The organism is Ruegeria sp. BG9 (genome assembly GCF_056538305.1).
On sequence record NZ_JBQFSY010000006.1, the window covers coordinates 107,720 to 124,080 of the forward strand.

The 16,361-nt window shown below is 59.2% G+C and carries 11 protein-coding genes; 7 read left to right on the top strand and 4 right to left on the bottom strand.

All coding sequences use genetic code 11. The features are described 5' to 3' along the window. Positions 1-84 precede the first annotated feature (84 nt). Together trpA and ACR0I8_RS11810 are read right to left on the bottom strand one after the other, a co-directional pair. Complete coding sequence (trpA, locus tag ACR0I8_RS11805) at positions 85-876, bottom strand: tryptophan synthase subunit alpha (protein WP_170691080.1); 792 nt, start codon at positions 874-876, stop codon at positions 85-87. A 79-nt stretch (positions 877-955) separates the two neighbouring features. Further along, positions 956-1,444: an acyloxyacyl hydrolase gene (locus ACR0I8_RS11810; RefSeq protein WP_170691081.1), complete on the bottom strand. Its 489-nt coding sequence runs from the start codon at positions 1,442-1,444 to the stop codon at positions 956-958. A gap of 199 nt (positions 1,445-1,643) precedes the next feature. Here ACR0I8_RS11810 and ychF point away from each other — a divergent pair, with 199 nt between their 5' ends. From ychF to ACR0I8_RS11845, 7 genes are all read left to right on the top strand, one after another. After that, on the top strand, positions 1,644-2,741 hold the full coding sequence (ychF, locus tag ACR0I8_RS11815) for a redox-regulated ATPase YchF (RefSeq protein ID WP_170691083.1): 1,098 nt from the start codon (positions 1,644-1,646) through the stop codon (positions 2,739-2,741). Positions 2,742-2,843: 102 nt separating this feature from the next. After that, positions 2,844-3,386 carry an Imm26 family immunity protein gene (locus ACR0I8_RS11820; RefSeq protein ID WP_170691085.1) on the top strand — a complete coding sequence of 181 codons (543 nt, stop codon included), beginning with the start codon at positions 2,844-2,846 and terminating at the stop codon, positions 3,384-3,386. 177 nt (positions 3,387-3,563) lie between these two features. Then, positions 3,564-4,445, top strand: a complete 882-nt coding sequence (locus tag ACR0I8_RS11825) for a LysR family transcriptional regulator (RefSeq protein ID WP_170691086.1) — start codon at positions 3,564-3,566, stop codon at positions 4,443-4,445. A gap of 85 nt (positions 4,446-4,530) precedes the next feature. Further along, a complete protein-coding gene (locus tag ACR0I8_RS11830; protein ID WP_170691088.1) occupies positions 4,531-6,234 on the top strand; it encodes an NAD(P)H-dependent oxidoreductase subunit E in 1,704 nt (567 codons plus the stop codon). Positions 6,235-6,248: 14 nt separating this feature from the next. After that, complete coding sequence (gene fdhF / locus ACR0I8_RS11835) at positions 6,249-9,035, top strand: formate dehydrogenase subunit alpha (protein WP_170691090.1); 2,787 nt, start codon at positions 6,249-6,251, stop codon at positions 9,033-9,035. Between the two features lie 111 nt (positions 9,036-9,146). Beyond that, on the top strand, positions 9,147-9,932 hold the full coding sequence (locus ACR0I8_RS11840; protein ID WP_170691092.1) for a cyclase family protein: 786 nt from the start codon (positions 9,147-9,149) through the stop codon (positions 9,930-9,932). 11 nt (positions 9,933-9,943) lie between these two features. Next, positions 9,944-10,465, top strand: a complete 522-nt coding sequence (locus ACR0I8_RS11845; RefSeq protein WP_170691093.1) for a thioesterase family protein — start codon at positions 9,944-9,946, stop codon at positions 10,463-10,465. Positions 10,466-10,470: 5 nt separating this feature from the next. On the opposite strand, the gene ACR0I8_RS11850 is transcribed toward ACR0I8_RS11845, so the two are convergent. Next, entirely contained in the window at positions 10,471-14,550 is a 4,080-nt protein-coding gene (locus tag ACR0I8_RS11850; RefSeq protein ID WP_480703197.1) for a translocation/assembly module TamB domain-containing protein, read from the bottom strand. Continuing rightward, positions 14,547-16,352 (bottom strand): BamA/TamA family outer membrane protein, encoded by a 1,806-nt coding sequence (locus ACR0I8_RS11855; RefSeq protein WP_170691095.1) that lies wholly within the window; start codon positions 16,350-16,352, stop codon positions 14,547-14,549. The genes ACR0I8_RS11850 and ACR0I8_RS11855 overlap by 4 nt, the downstream gene beginning before the upstream one ends. Positions 16,353-16,361: the final 9 nt, after the last annotated feature.

Consider the following 16,361-nt stretch of genomic DNA (forward strand, 5'->3'; position numbering starts at 1 on the left):
GCAGTTTCGCAACGCTATCGCGCAATCAAAAAACGCGGCTGTTCCAGGTCAGCCGCGTCTCAAAAGCAACCTGATCGTCGAGGCTTACGCAGAATGGGCACCATCCGCGAGGGACTTCACGAAATCCAGAACCTCGGCCACTGGCTTGCCCGCGCCGATCTGGCTGACGATGGCCGACCCAACAACCGCCCCATCCGCGACTGAGGCGATGGCCTGCGATTTCTCGGGTGTGTTGATGCCAAAGCCAACAATGACCGGAAGCTCGGTGGCGGATTTGATCCGGGCGACCTCGGGGCCGACATTGGTGGCCTGCGCCTCCGCCGCTCCTGTGATTCCGGTGATCGAGACGTAGTAAACAAAGCCCGAGGTGTTCTGCAGCACGCGGGGCAAGCGTTTGTCGTCGGTGGTTGGCGTCGCGAGGCGGATGAAGTTCAGACCCGCGGCTTGGGCGGGCAGGCAAAGCTCCTCGTCTTCTTCGGGCGGCAGGTCGACGACGATTAAGCCGTCGATGCCCGCAGCTTTGGCCTCTTCCAGAAACGCATCGACGCCACGGTTGTAGATCGGATTGTAGTAGCCCATCAGAACAATCGGGGTCGTGTCATCGGTTTCCCGAAACGCGCGCGCCAGATCCAGCGTGCGTTGCAGGGTCATGCCGCCATCCAAGGCACGCTGACCTGCAAGTTGGATCGTCGGCCCATCCGCCATCGGGTCGGTAAAGGGCAGGCCAAGCTCGATCACATCCACCCCCGCGCCGGGCAGCCCTTTGACGACCTCAAGCGAACTCTCATAGTCTGGGTCGCCTGCCATCACATAGGCGACAAAGGCCTTTTTCCCCTCGGCTTTCAGAGCGGCAAACTTGGCGTCGATACGGGTCATGGCATGTCCTTGCAGTCAGGTTCGGACCTGATGTGCAGAAAGTTTTGCCGAAAATCAATCCCGCCTGAGCTGCAAAGCCTCAGAACGCGAAGTGATAGCGGAAAAGCAGGGCGTTGACGCCCGGATTATCCTCTTGCGTGCTGGCGTTGGATTTGTGGGTGATCGCCAGCGACACCTTGTTGCCATTGTCCAGTGTGTAACCCACCCCAAGAAGACTGCGGATCTGAAAGCTGCCACCCAGATCGTTCAGCTCGTCGGCTTCGGAAAAGTAGCCTGGCAAAACGCTGCCTTCCAGAAACCAGCGGTCGTTTAGAGAATAGAGGCCAACCAGACCCGCGCCGATATGGGTATCGCCCGCTTCGTCGATCGAAAGGGCTGCGCCCCACCCAACGCTGAACCGGGTGGCCTGATGAAACGGACGGTGCTGGTATTCCAGAGCGATAAGCGCATGATCGTCCGAGTCGCTGTCCGAGAAATCTGCGAAACCAGCCCCTAGAATAATGGACTGGGCATGCGCCATGCCGGCGCTGATGGCCAGAACAGCCGAAAAAGCGAGGAGTTTCTTCATAGGAACATTTCCGTTTGGTCTTCGATGTTCCTTTTCACGTGCTTATTCCAATGGCCTCTTTTCAATGCGCCCGCGAACACAACAGGGGAACAAATCCGTGAATCCAGCGTGAGGGTGAAGGGCGCTCTCCGGCCACATTGGCTTGCGCATTCACGCTGACCCGCCTAGAAGCAGCCGCGAAAAGCATCAGGAGACCGTCATGGGCTTTAAAATGGGAATCGTGGGTTTGCCGAATGTGGGCAAGTCGACCCTCTTCAACGCGCTGACCAAAACCGCAGCCGCCCAGGCCGCGAATTTCCCGTTCTGCACCATCGAACCCAATGTGGGCGACGTGGCCGTTCCTGATGACAGGTTGGACAAGTTGGCGGCGATCGCTGCCTCAAAACAAATCATCCCGACGCGGATGACCTTTGTGGATATCGCTGGTCTGGTGAAGGGGGCCTCGAAAGGTGAAGGGCTGGGCAACCAGTTTCTGGCCAATATCCGTGAGACCGACGCTATCGCCCATGTGCTGCGCTGTTTCGAAGACGGGGATGTGACCCATGTGGATGGTCGCGTCGACCCAGTTGCCGATGCCGACACAATCGAGACCGAGCTGATGCTGGCCGATCTGGAAAGCATCGAAAAGCGCCGCGCCAATCTGGTGCGAAAGTTGAAAGGCAATGATAAAGAGGCGCTGCAGCAGGACCGCCTGCTGTCTGAGGCGCAGGAGATGCTTGAAAACGGCAAGCCCGCGCGTCTTTTTGAGGTCTCGGACGAAGACGCCAAAGCGTGGAAGATGCTACAGCTTCTGACAACAAAGCCTGTGCTCTACGTCTGCAACGTGTCCGAGGAAGAAGCGGCCGAGGGCAACGAGTACTCCGCCAAGGTCGCCCAAATGGCCGCCGCGCAGGGGAACGCGCACGTCATCATCAGCGCCAAGATCGAAGAAGAGATCAGCCTGCTGGAAGAGGACGAGGCTGAGATGTTCCTAAGCGAAATGGGTCTGGAAGAACCCGGTCTCGACCGTTTGATCCGCGCCGGTTACGACCTGCTCAAGCTGGAAACCTATTTCACCGTCGGCCCGAAGGAGGCTCGCGCCTGGACCATCCGCACTGGCACCGCCGCGCCTCAGGCCGCAGGCGTCATCCATGGGGACTTCGAGAAAGGCTTTATTCGCGCTGAGACCATCGCCTATGACGACTACATCGCCGCCAATGGCGAGCAAGGTGCTAAAGAAGCAGGTAAGATGCGGGCTGAGGGCAAAGGCTACATAGTCAAGGACGGCGATGTGATGCATTTCTTGTTTAATACTTGAACAGCGACAGCGTAGGCCTGATGCTTCGTACGCTCCATATAAGGCTACTGGATGTCTCGTTTTGGGATTGAGAGCAGGTGCTTGACGTGAGATGCACGGCGCATGGGCGCAAACGATACAATTCAGGCACAAAGAGGCCAACCGTCAAAACGACAACGCTGGCAAGTCGGAGCGCTGGTCGAGATACCCTTAGGTAGTAGCTGTTGGGCGTATGGGCAGTTGGGGGAAGAGTATTTCGTTGCGGTTTTCGAAGGTTGCTTTTCAGAACGACCCAAAATCGAAGAATTGATTGAACGACCGTTGCTGTTCAAGTCTTTTATCTATCGCGACGTGATTAGCCGAGGTTTTTGGCCGAAGATTGGACGGGTTGAACCTCGAAGTGATGTCATCAGGGAGGACCTTCGCTTCAAACAGGATGAAATTTCTGGGGCCCTTTCACTTTGGCATTCTGATTTTGCAGAGCAGGGGTGGGAGCGACCGGCATCTCTAAGCGAGTGTCTTGGATTGGAATGTGTTGCTGTTTGGGAAGCAAGCCACGTTGAAGATCGGATCATCGCCATTCGTGACGGCCTGGAGTGCAAATGGGTCAGGTCATTGGCGATAGACTTGAAAAAAGTTCCTGTGCACCAAAACGACGTTCACTAACGGTCGTTTTAGCATTAACCACGACTTTGATGCTGCGTAACATTCTGTCGCCGATTACTTTCTGCGACAGCATGCAGAGTGTTCGCATGACTTCGTAGTTCCGGTCAGTCAACACATTTCTACGCAGAGAAAACCTCGTTAGTATGGATTTTGATCCGCCAACCGAGAAGTCCCCAAATGATCGAAATCCGAGACCTCCAACTCCTCAGCGCCCTCGCACGGCATCGACATTTTGCCAAAGCGGCTGAGGAATGCGGGATTTCTCAGCCCGCCTTCTCGATGCGCATCCGCAATCTTGAAGACCGGCTGGGTGTCTCGATTGTCCGGCGTGCCAACCGGTTTCAGGGTCTGACCGAAGAGGGTGAGATGATCGTCCTGCGCGCGCGGCGCATTCTGGATGATGCCAAGGCGCTGGAGCAGCAGGTGCAGGCCGCAAAGGGTGAGATCACCGGAACGTTGATGCTGGGTGTGATCCCGACCGCCATCGCCTTTACCGGACGACTGACGAAACATTTGCGTAAAGCGCATCCGCGGATCGTAACCCGGATCGAGACCATGTCGGCCTCGGCCATTCAGCATCGGCTGGACGAAGGCAGCCTGGATGCGGGCGTGACTTACGGCGACAGTATCGGCACCGATTTGCGGCAGGTGCAGCCTCTTTACGAGGAAACCTATGTCCTACTGGCCCCTGAGCGTATGGTCGAGGACACCGGCCCGATCCCTTGGGCCAAGGTCGCTGATTTCCCCCTCAGCCTGCTGGTTCCGCAGATGCAGAACCGGCGTATTCTGGATCGGATCTTTCTGGATCAGGGGCTGCACCCGGATGTGGTGGCCGAAACCAGCGGCTTTACCGCCTCGATGGTGATGGCGCGCGAGGGGCTGGCGGCCACTGTGGTTCCGCGTGTTCTGCTGCGATCTCTGGGGGATTTGAAGGGGACCAAAGTGTTGCCGTTGATCGACCCGGTGGTCAGCAAACCGATCTGTCTGGCAACCCTGACCCGGGATCCGGAATTGCCAACGGTCGAGGCCCTGCGCGCGGTTGTGACGTCTTTGCGGTGATAAGGTGTCGTTATCGTGCGATTGCATAAGACGATTTGACGATATCCTCCTCTGATGAGACACGGAGCCTTAATCGGAGGGCATCATGGCACCATTAGATACCAAGCCATCAGGCGCACCCAAGGGCGTTTGGAAGTCAGGTAAAGGCAAAGGGCGGCACACGCCCAAAGGCCGTCAGTTTACAGATGAGGCACAGGCGGAGATTGCGCGCCTGCTAGGGGATCGCCCCCGTCGCCGCGATCTGCTGATCGAATTTCTACATTTGATTCAGGATGCGCACGGCCATATCAGCGCCGACCACATCGCCGCCTTGGCGGTCGAGATGCGCATCGGTCAGGCCGAGATCTATGAAACTGCGACCTTCTATGCCCATTTCGATGTGGTGAAAGAAGGCGAGACGCCTCCTCCGGTGTTGACGATCCGTGTCTGCGATTCCCTGTCCTGCGAGATGGCCGGTGCCCAGCAGCTGCAGAAGGCGCTGGAAGATGGCTTGGATCCGGCTGAGGTCCGCGTTGTCCGCGCGCCGTGCATGGGACGCTGTGACACCGCTCCGGTGCTTGAGATCGGTCACAACCATATCGACCACGCGACCCCCGAAAAGGTGCAGGCTGCAATTGCAGCGGGTGACACCCATGCGCATCTGCCTGACTACGAAACCTTCGCGGCCTATGAGGCCGAAGGCGGTTATGACAAGCTGAAAGAGCTGCGCGCCGGTGGCGATTGGGAAAAGGTGCAGGAAGACGTCCTATCCTCGGGCCTGCGTGGCCTGGGCGGTGCGGGCTTCCCGTCGGGCAAGAAATGGGGCTTTGTTCGCATGAATGAAGGCCAGCGCTATCTGGCCGTGAACGGCGATGAGGGCGAGCCCGGCACATTCAAAGATCGCTACTATCTTGAGCGCACGCCGCATGTCTTCCTGGAAGGCATGCTGATCGCCGCATGGGCGGTCGAGGCCGAGACCTGCTTTATCTACATGCGTGACGAATACCCAGCCGTGCTGGAAATCCTGCGCCGTGAAATCGTCGCGTTGGAGCAGGCAGGGATTGTCGAAGAAGGTTACATCGACCTGCGCCGGGGTGCTGGTGCCTATATCTGCGGCGAAGAATCCGCGATGATCGAGTCAATCGAAGGCAAGAAGGGCCTGCCGCGCCACCGTCCTCCGTTCGTGGCGCAGGTTGGGGTCTTTAACCGCCCAACCTTGGTTCACAACGTTGAGACGCTGTATTGGGTCTCGAAAATCTGCCGCGAAGGGCCGCAAATCCTGAGCTCGGTTGAAAAGAATGGCCGCAAGGGACTGCGCAGCTACTCGATCTCGGGTCGTGTGGCGAAGCCGGGTGTGTACCTGCTGCCCGCCGGCTCGACCATTCTGGACGTGATCGAAGCTGCTGGTGGTATGGCCGAAGGTCAGACATTCAAGGCGTACCAGCCGGGCGGTCCGTCCTCGGGCCTGCTGCCCGCGTCGATGGATGATATCCCGCTGGATTTCGACACGCTGCAACCGCATGGCACCTTTATCGGCTCGGCCGCCGTGGTGGTTCTGTCCGATCAGGACACCGCCCGCGATGCGGCGTTGAACATGCTGCGCTTCTTCGAAGACGAAAGCTGCGGCCAGTGTACGCCCTGTCGTGCTGGCTGCGAAAAGGCGGTGAAACTGATGCAAGCCGACAAGTGGGACACCGATTTGCTGGAAGATCTATGCCAGGTCATGGGCGACGCCTCGATCTGCGGTCTGGGGCAGGCGGCCCCGAACCCGATCCGCCTTGTCATGAAACATTTCGCTGACGAAATCTGAGGGGAGACAGAGCCATGCTAGACGCAAGCCCAACCAAGACCGTCACCTTCAACCTGAACGGCGAAGATGTCACCGTGCCCGAGGGCTGGACCATCTGGGAAGCCGCCAAGGGCCAGGGGTTCACCATCCCGCACCTGTGCCACAAGCCGCAGCCGGGTTATCGCCCGGACGGCAACTGCCGCGCCTGTATGGTCGAGGTGGAAGGCGAGCGCACGCTCGTCGCCTCGTGCATCCGCCCTGCCGCAGACGGTATGGTCGTCAAGACCGACAGCGACCGGGCTGAGAAATCGCGCGCCATGGTCATGGAACTGCTGGTTGCTGACCAACCCGAAGAGGCGCACGACACTTCAAGCCATTTCTGGGACATGGCAAAGCTGAACGATGTCAGCGACAGCCGTTTCCCGGCGAAAGAGGCTGAAAAGATTCCTCTGCTGGATGACAGCCACGTTGCGATGCGCGTCAATCTGGACGCCTGTATCAACTGTAACCTCTGCGTCCGTGCTTGCCGTGAAGTGCAGGTGAATGATGTGATCGGCATGGCCGGTCGTGGCCACACTGCGCAAGTTGTGTTCGACCAGAACGACCCAATGGGCGACTCGACCTGTGTGGCCTGTGGCGAGTGCGTTCAGGCTTGCCCCACCGGTGCGCTGATGCCCGCCACCGTGCTGGACGACCAGCAGAAGGGTGACAGCAAGGACTACGACTCTGAAACCGAAAGCGTCTGCCCGTTCTGCGGCGTGGGCTGCAAGGTCTCGCTGAAGGTCAAGGACGGTAAGGTCAAATATGTCGAGGGCATCAACGGTCCCGCCAACGAAGGCCGTTTGTGTGTCAAAGGCCGTTTTGGTTTCGACTATATCCACCACCCGCACCGCCTGACCACGCCGTTGATCCGTCGTGAGGACGCGCCCGAAAAGGGTCTGAACGTCGATCCGGGCAACCTGTCGACCCATTTCCGCGAAGCGACCTGGGAAGAGGCGATGGATCTGGCCGCCACCAAGCTGATGGCCCTGCGTGAAGAAGACCCGCGCAGCGTTGCAGGCTTTGGCTCGGCCAAATGCACCAACGAAGAAGCGTACCTGTTCCAGAAGTTCATCCGTCAGGGGTTCCGCCACAACAACGTCGATCACTGTACCCGTCTGTGCCACGCCTCGTCCGTTGCGGCCCTGATCGAGAACGTCGGCTCGGGCGCGGTGACCGCGACCTTCAACGAGATCGAAAACGCGGACGTGGCGATCATCATCGGCTCGAACCCGATCGAGAACCACCCCGTTGCGGCGACCTATTTCAAGCAGTTCGCCAAACGCGGCGGCAAGCTGATCGTGATGGACCCGCGCGGCGTCGGCATGCGCAAGTTTGCTGAAGAAATGCTGCAATTCCGTCCGGGGGCCGATGTCTCGATGCTCAACGCGATCATGAACGTGATCGTCGAGGAAGAGCTCTATGACAGCCAGTACATCCACCGCTGGACAGAGAACTGGGAAGCCGAGAAAGAGCATCTGCGCCAGTTCACGCCCGAGGCGATGTCGCCCATCTGTGGCATCGAACCCGAGCAGCTGCGCCGCGTCGCGCGCACTTTTGCACAGGCCAAGGCCGGTCTGATCTTCTGGGGTATGGGCGTTAGCCAGCACATCCACGGCACCGACAACTCTCGCTGCCTGATCAGCCTTGCGCTGATGACCGGCAATGTCGGCAAACCCGGTGCTGGTCTGCACCCTCTGCGGGGTCAGAACAACGTGCAGGGGGCCTCAGACGCCGGTCTGATCCCGATGTTCCTGCCGGATTACCAGTCGGTCATGGATGATGACATTCGCGCCAAGTTCAACAGTGTATGGAATGACGAGCGTGACTTCTCGAACGAGAAGGGCCTGACCGTCACCGAGATCATTGATCAAGCCTATGCGGGCAACATCAAGGGGATGTATATCCAGGGTGAAAACCCGGCCATGTCCGACCCCGATGTTGGTCACGCGCGCGACGCTCTGGCCAAGCTGGAGTTGATGATCGTGCAGGATATCTTCCTGACCGAAACGGCCAACTATGCCGATATCATCCTGCCTGCCTCGGCGCTCTATGAGAAGAACGGCACTGTGTCAAACACCAACCGTCAGGTGCAGCGTGTGCGTCCGGCTGTGACCCCTCCGGGCGAGGCGCGGGAGGATTGGAAGATCACCGTCGAGCTTGGGCAACGTATCGGGCTGAACTGGGACTACACCGATGTGTCGCAGGTGTTCAACGAGATGAAGTTGACGATGAACTCGCTCAACAACATCACGTGGGAGCGTCTGGAGACCGAGACCATCACCTATCCGTCCCTGTCCGAGACAGACCCGGGTCAGGCGATCGTGTTCGGTGACGGCTTCCCACGTGCGGACGGCAAGGCCCGGTTCACTCCGGCCAGCGTCATCCCGCCGGATGAGGCCCCGGATAACGAATACCCGATGATCGCCACCACCGGTCGTCAGCTGGAGCATTGGCACACTGGGTCGATGACTCGTCGCGCCAAGGTGTTGGACGCGGTTGAGCCTGAGGCAAACTGCTCAATGAACCCGCGGACGCTGAAACTGATGGGGATTGAACCGGGCGAGATGATCCGCTTGACCACGCGTCGTGGCTCCATCGAGATCATGGTTCGTGCCGACCGTGCGATTGCCGAAGATATGGTGTTCATCCCGTTCGCCTATGTCGAGGCAGCGGCGAATATCCTGACCAACTCGGCCATCGACCCCTATGGCAAAATCCCCGAGTTCAAGTTCTCGGCAATCCGGGTCGAAAAGATCGAAGACGCCATCGCGGCAGAGTAAACTCCATTCCAGACGCTCGGAAAAGGCGGCCCATTGGGTCGCCTTTTTCGCGTCTTGACAGCGGCTTACACGCGGCCAACCCTGTCACCGTCATTCATGATGGAGTTGCCGATGCCCCGCCGTTTCGTCGATTTGTCCGTTCCGCTGGAAACCGGGATCGTGTCGGACCCGCCGATCATGCTGCCTGAGATCGAGTACATGACCCATGACCAGACTGCAGAGCAGGTCATGTCGTTCTTTCCCGGCCTGCAAAAGGATGACCTACCTGGCGGAGAGGGTTGGGCTATCGAGCGATTGCAAATCGCGACCCATAACGGGACCCATCTAGACGCGCCCTATCATCATCATTCCACAATGGACAAAGGTGAGCGGGCGATCACCATCGATGAGGTGCCGCTGGAGTGGTGCATGAATCCCGGCGTTAAACTAGATTTTCGCGATTTCGAGGATGGTTACGTGGTCACAGCAGCGGATGTCGAGGCCGAGCTGAAACGGATCGGCCATACGCTGAAACCGTTGGATATCGTGGTCGTCAACACCTCTGCCGGGACGCAATATGGCCAGCCCGACTATCTGATGAAGGGCTGCGGTATGGGGCGCGAAGCAACCCTTTATCTGACAGAACGCGGCGTGCGCGTCACAGGCACGGATGCCTGGAGTTGGGACGCGCCCTTCCCGTTGACCGCACAGGAATATGCTGAAACCAAAGATGCCTCGATCATCTGGGAGGGGCACCGCGCCTCGATGGAGATCGGCTATTGCCACATGGAGAAGCTAACCAATCTCGAAACCCTGCCAGCGACGGGGTTTGAGATTTCTTGTTTTCCCTTCAAGATCAAAGGCGCGTCAGCCGGGTTCATCCGCGCCGTCGCGATCTTTGAGGACCCCGAGGAGTGAAAATCACAAACATGTCGCAAGATACACAACCCCTTGGCGGCCATGATGGCCCGTATGATGCACCGATCGAAATCCACGGCTTTGCCTTGCATCCGGACTGGATCGACTACAACGGGCATATGAATGTGGGCTACTATGGCGTTGCATTCGACATGGCCTTTGAACGTTTGCTGGTCGATCATCTGGGTCTCGGTGAGCCGCAGGTCGCCGCGATGGGGCAGGGGCCTTATGTGCTGCAGTCGCATATGCAGTTCCTGCGTGAGGTCACTTCGGACATGACGATCCACTTTCGGTTTCGGCTGCTGGATGCAGATCAGAAACGAGGGCATTATTTCGGGCAGATGGTCTCTATGCCGGATGAAAAGGTGTGTGCCACGCAAGAGGTGCTGTTCATGAATGTCAGCCACGAGACGGGGCGGTCTGCGCCTTATCCGGATTGGGCGGTCAGGCGGCTGGCGCGGATGGTCTCCGATCACAAGGCGCTTCCCGCGGCACCACAAATCGGCCAACCGATTGGTATTCGCCGAAAGTAGTCTGGTTAGTAGTCGCGCTCGAAAAACAGCCCGATCCCGGTTTCTCCGCGCCCGTCAACGGTGCCCCGGACAGTGAAGCTGTCCGTAACGTCCAGATTCAGGTTTACCTCGGTATCGCCGTCTGTGTTGACGGTGAAATCCGTGTAAAGATTGTCCCCAAGATATGCTCCTGCGCCAAAGCGGCCCGCGCCGCCTTCGGTCGCACCGATATCCACCGTGTCAACACCGGTCGAGTCCCGCAGGCCCTTGGTCGCATCGCCGCCGGCCCCGCTAAGTTGTGCCAGAGAAGCCGCCATCTGTGCGATGACAAAAGGTGAGAGTTCCGAGAACCGGTTGCCAAACAACAGCATGGCCAGCGCCTCTTCGGTCGGGCGTTCGGGGTCTGAGAAAACATTGACTTCGGGTGAATCCAGAGGTCCGGCGATCTCGATCGTGGCGGTTCCGTCTGATGTGCTGCTCGATGATTCGAACTCGATATAGGGCGTCAGGTCCCCTTGCAGCGTGACGATCCCTTTGGTCAGGGTTAGCCTGCGCCCCAGAATGTCCAGGTTGCCGCGCAGCAGTTCGATCTGACCCGAAGGGACAACCGATGTCGTTGTGCCGCCGATTGAGATGTTCCCGCCCAGTTCCGCATTCACGCCGCGCCCCCTTACAAAGACGGCTTTTGGGGCCAACAGGCTAATATCCAGCGCAATGCGCGAGTTGCTTTTGCTTTGCTCTTCCTTGGGGATCAGTTGCGCCCGTTCGCGAGTGACATAGCCCAGGCGGCTTTCGTTGATATGCTGTATTTCGGGGATCGGAGCTGCGCCGACGGCGCCCGATGCAGCGGCGAGGTTGATGTTGGTTTCGCCAAATGTGATCTGCCCCGCGAGGCTGCTATTGCCTGTCAGAGCGCCCGCCAGCACGATTTGACCGTTCAGCGTGGTCTCGTAGAGCAACTGGTCGGTCAGCACGAGGTTGTTCAACGTCGTTGTGATCTGAGCATTGAATGGCGGGGTCAGGTCGACGGGTCCGCTGACAGTGAATCCTCCTCCAGCACGCATGGCCCCGTTCATCGATATCGTGGCACGGCCTTGGGTCAGATCGACCGACCCGCCAATCCCTGTGATAGTTTGACCTGCAGTCGGGATCGCAAAGGACGTGCCCGAGGTTGTGATCGTCCCCGACAGAGCCTCCAGCCCGGGTTGGCCCTTGAGCGCCAGATTGTAACGGGCTGAGCCTTCGATCTTGTTGGGCGTGATGAATGCATTGGCGATACCCAGATTGATCCCACCTTGGGCAGTTACATCTGCCAGACCCGTACCCTCATCGAACGTTCCGGACAGCTCGGTGCTGAGATCCGCGGGGCCTGTCGCGTTTGACGAGATCGTCCAGACACCATTGTCGCGTTTCGCAGTACCTTCGGCCGTCACTGTGCCGGGGAAGTCGGGTACAAAGCGTTCGATCCGGTTGAACTTGGCCTCGTAGTCCAGATCTGCCGAGCCATCCGTCTCAACCGTTCCGACAACGTTTACATACGAGCTGTCAGGCCCTTGCAGGCGCGCGGTGCCTTCGAGCCCCGACTGAGTAGGCGCGACATTGCCATCCAGTTTCAAAGGACCGGACAACGTAGTGGAAAGGCGGCTGAGGTCATCCAGCATCGCCGAAAAGTTCAGCCCGCCTGCTTCGCGATCAAGCTGGCCCGAGGCATTTGCCGTCAGCGCCGTCCCGTTTAGCCGGAACGTGCGGATGTTCATACCGGCGTCAGTGTTTTCGGCATCCACGTTCAGAGTCGTGCGACCCGAAACCAGCGCGTCCAACTGGTCGATCCCAGTGCGGATGTCATTGGCCTCGACCGTGCCCTGCACATCGAACAGCTTGCTGCCCATAGCGCCTTTGCCCTGCATATCGGCCTTCACAGACCCGGCCAGATCACGCCCTGCAAGGCCTGAGAACAGCGATAGGTCGGGCACGTTCGCCTTGGCCTGCCCGTCGACGGCCAGATCGCTAGTGGGGTCGGTGATCGTCGCAGCGACTTCAGCCGTCAGAGCGCGCCCGTTGATCGTGGCCTGACGAATCTCGATCTGCTCTTGCGACAAGGCTCCGTCGAATTCGATTGAGGTCTGCCCGGCCAGAAGCGGATCCAGATCATCCATCCCGGTCTTAATATCCCGCGCGGTCACACTGGCCGTGCCGTCAAACTCCAGCGTTTGGACTGTGCCCTTGCCGTCCAGACTGGCCTGTACCGAACCGCCCAGATCACGCTTGGCGAGGCCTGAGAAAACCGACAAATCTCGGGCGCTGACCGTAGCTTGCCCGTCAATGGACAGGTTCCCATCGGGCGTGGTCACGGTTCCTGCAGCCTGAGCCCGGGCGGCATCTGCGATCAATGTGAAGTCCCGGATTGTCACACCGTCCGAGCCGCGTTTTGCATCCAGCGTGATCGTGGTCTCGCCCGTGATCACCGGATCGATGTCGTCTCGACCCGTGGAAAGATCGCTGCCTTTGACGGTGACTTTCCCGTCAAAACTGCGCTCTAGTGGCGACCCGCTGCCTTCGACGGTGGCCGAGACCTCTCCGCCGAGGTCAAGCTTGGCCAGATCCGAGAACCGCGAAAGGTCGGAGGCGTCAAGCTTCGCCGAACCGTCGATGTTCAGGCCGCTGGTCAGCCCGCTGATCAGCGCGTCGAGATCAAGTGTGTAGTCCGCCCCGATCAACTCAAACCCGGATAGGTTCAGCGTTTGGTCGCTGCCATATTCGAACACGCCGTCCAGCGTGATTCTGTCGCCTATCGCGGTGTTCAGGGCGGGGTCGGACAGATCTAAGCCGTCAAGCGCGGCTTGCAGGTCACCATCCACGCTGAGGGCATCCCCCTGTTCCAAGCTCCCCTGAGCCGCAATTTGCGCGCGCCGCAGGCTGATCTGGTCTGTGGTCAACCCATTGGCTGTCAGGCTCAGGTCCCACAGATTGCCGTTCTTCTGGTCGAACAGGGCCGAGATTTGCGCGGCTTCGATCGACGTCCCTCCGCCCGAGACGGGCAGGACCACCTTGTCGCCCTCAGGTGGGGTGATGCGGCCCTGCAGAGCGGCCAGTTGCAAGGTGCCGCCCGAGGCTAGCTCTAACTGGCCTTCCAGTTTCAGCGCCTGAGACGTAAATTCCAGATCACTGATGTTCAGCGCGCCTTCCGGCTGGGTCTGGCCATCGACAAAGAGGCGCGTGTCGGAGCCAAAGAACACATCCATATCGCTGGCGACAAAGGGCGTCAGGTCACCGCCCAGATCGGCGGTGAACGCGATCCCATCCGCTGCACCGCTTTCGGCGGCACGCAGACGCACCTGACCCGACACACGCGGCTGGTTGTCACTGCTCAGACTGATATCTGCGGTGAAGTCTGTAACTGGGCCAGAGCCTTTGGCCGTCAAACCAATGGGAGGGCTGTCGGGGATTTTCAGCGCGGTTGAGATGAGGCCGCCGGAGGCTTCGACAACGCTCAGGTCCAGGTCAATCTGGCTACTGGCGTTCTGGAAGCCGGCTTTGAGGCTGATTTCGTCTCCGGCGCGGTCAAGGCGGGTGATATCAAGGCTGGTATCCAATGTTCCATCGGCCAGCGACAAGTTGCCGGTGACGTTCAGGTCAGCGGCAACGCCGATCAAAGGCTCGCCCAAGGCCAGCTCATCAATCCGAAGCTCTCCGATTTCAATCGCGACGGGCAGTTCAGGCAGTTGGAACGGTGTGGTCTCAGCCGAAGGGGCCGGAGCCTCCTTGGTTGTGGTGCCAGGGGCACGGGCGATGTCGATTTCCTGTGCGGTCAACGCGTTGACCGAGAAGCGCCCCCGGATCAGTGCCAGGCGGTTCCAGTCAAGCTCGGCATCCTTGATGGTCAGCCAGACACCTTCATCATCGGCCACTGTGATCTCGGCAATGGTGGCGCGGGAACTCAGCGCGCCTTGCAGGCCTTTGACGGTGACGTTCTGATCATCACCTGACAGCGTGTCCTGCAAGAACCGCTCGATCATGCTGCCGCCTTCGTCCTCTTGGGCGTGCAGGGTTGGGGGCACACAGATCAGCGTGCCGATCAGCAGCAGATATGCGAGGTAGCGTTTCAAAATGCCTGTCCAATCCCGATATAGAATTGCAGCCCGTTGCCTGTATCGCCCTGAACCGGGTAGGCCAGATCAAAGCGTAGTGGTCCGAATCCGCCCAGATCATAGCGCACACCCAGACCGGCACCGGCGTGATTTTCGGCATCGCTGCCGATGAACGAAGATGTATCCACGGTACCGTAGTCGTAGAACCCGACCAGCGACAGGCTTTCGGTGATTTTGCCGCGTACCTCGCCGGAAAAGCCCAGAAACGATTTGCCACCTGCGATGCCGGTGCCTACCGGAATACCGAGGCTTTCAAACGGTTGCCCGCGAACAGTTCCCGCACCGCCCGAGAAGAACAGGAAGTCCGGCGTTACCCCATCTGCTGATGGGCCAATGACAGACCCGATTTGAACGCGCCCGGCCAGTACCAGTTTTCCGCCAGTGCCTAGGCTGGTGTATGCCCGTCCGTCTCCGAAGAGGCGAATGCCACTTTCGGTTCCGGAGAACCCGGCGAAGGGAGTGGCCTGCGCGTCCAGATAAAACCCGCGTGTCGCGCTGATCTTGCTATCGCGCTCGTCCCATTCTGACCGAAAGGGGATTATGAAGTATCGGAATTTTCGCCCATCTCCGTAGGCGTCATCGGCATCGGACCACTGAAAACCGACAGACGCTTCGGCATAGAGCCTGTCTGAAAACGTGCGCCGCGCACCATAGGCCAGTGAGGCGACGGTGACGTTGTAGTTTTCCGTGTTGCGTCGTTCCAGCAGAGCGTTCCAGAACGTGTTGTCGTCGGGTCCTAGTCGGTCAGGTTGGTCCAGCCTTAGACCGATCCGCCCGTCCAAGTCCTCGGCCCCGCCGATATTGCGCAGTGCGGCTTCAAATCGTAGCCGCTCGGCCCGGCGAAAAACGTTGCGGTGGGTCCATGTGGCCGTCACATCCAACCCATCGCGTGAGGCCAGTTCCACCCCGAAGGTCAGGCGGCGTTTGGGCAGGTCTTCGAAGGTGGCATCGAAATCCAGCGTTCCATCGGGGTTGGGGGTCTCGCGCTCTGTGATCGAGACAACGCTGAAGGTACCGGTCCGGCGCAGGCGCGTGCCGACTTTCTGGATTTTGGCCGGAGAGTAGACCTCGCCACTTGGGAAGCCCGCGATATCTTCGATTGAACGGTGTTTGACGTCAGTGTCGCCCTTGATGAACATTCTGCCAAAGGTCAGGCGACGCCCCGGATCCAGATCAATCTGTGCGTCCAGTTGGGCCTGTGCATGGCGGGCGATGATGGTTTGGTTCGCAAGTTGGGCCTTTGCGTGACCAGCGTCTCTCCACCCCTGCACCCCGGCAGAGGTTGCTTGTTGGATCGCCCCCGTAGTAGCCAGTTTGCCCGGCGCGAACTCTTCCGGCAGGACGGTGTCCGGGGCGACGGGCTGTACGATGGCTTTGCCGAACCGGAAGCTTGGGCCAGTTTCGACGGCGATCACGGCGCGGTTAATTTGTGCGGGAACGCTAAGGGTGCTGAGGTCTGCCGCCTCCTTGCCGTCGAGTTTGATGCTGACCACAGGGCTGAAATAACCTTCGTCGTACAGAATCTGAACAATGGTGCGGTAGTCGGACAGGGCGGCTGAGAGGATTTCCAGAGGTGTGTCCAGACCACGGGAGTCAGCGGTCGTGACGGACGAGGTTTCCTCGATGCGTTCTCTTAACTCTTTTGAGGCCCCTGGAGCGACGAGACTGGTTTCAAGGGCCATAAGGCCGGTTGGGGCCAAAGCTGTCATTGCGGCCAAAAGCCAACCCGTCAGACGGCGTTGCGGTCTGCTGCCCTGCATTAAATGGCT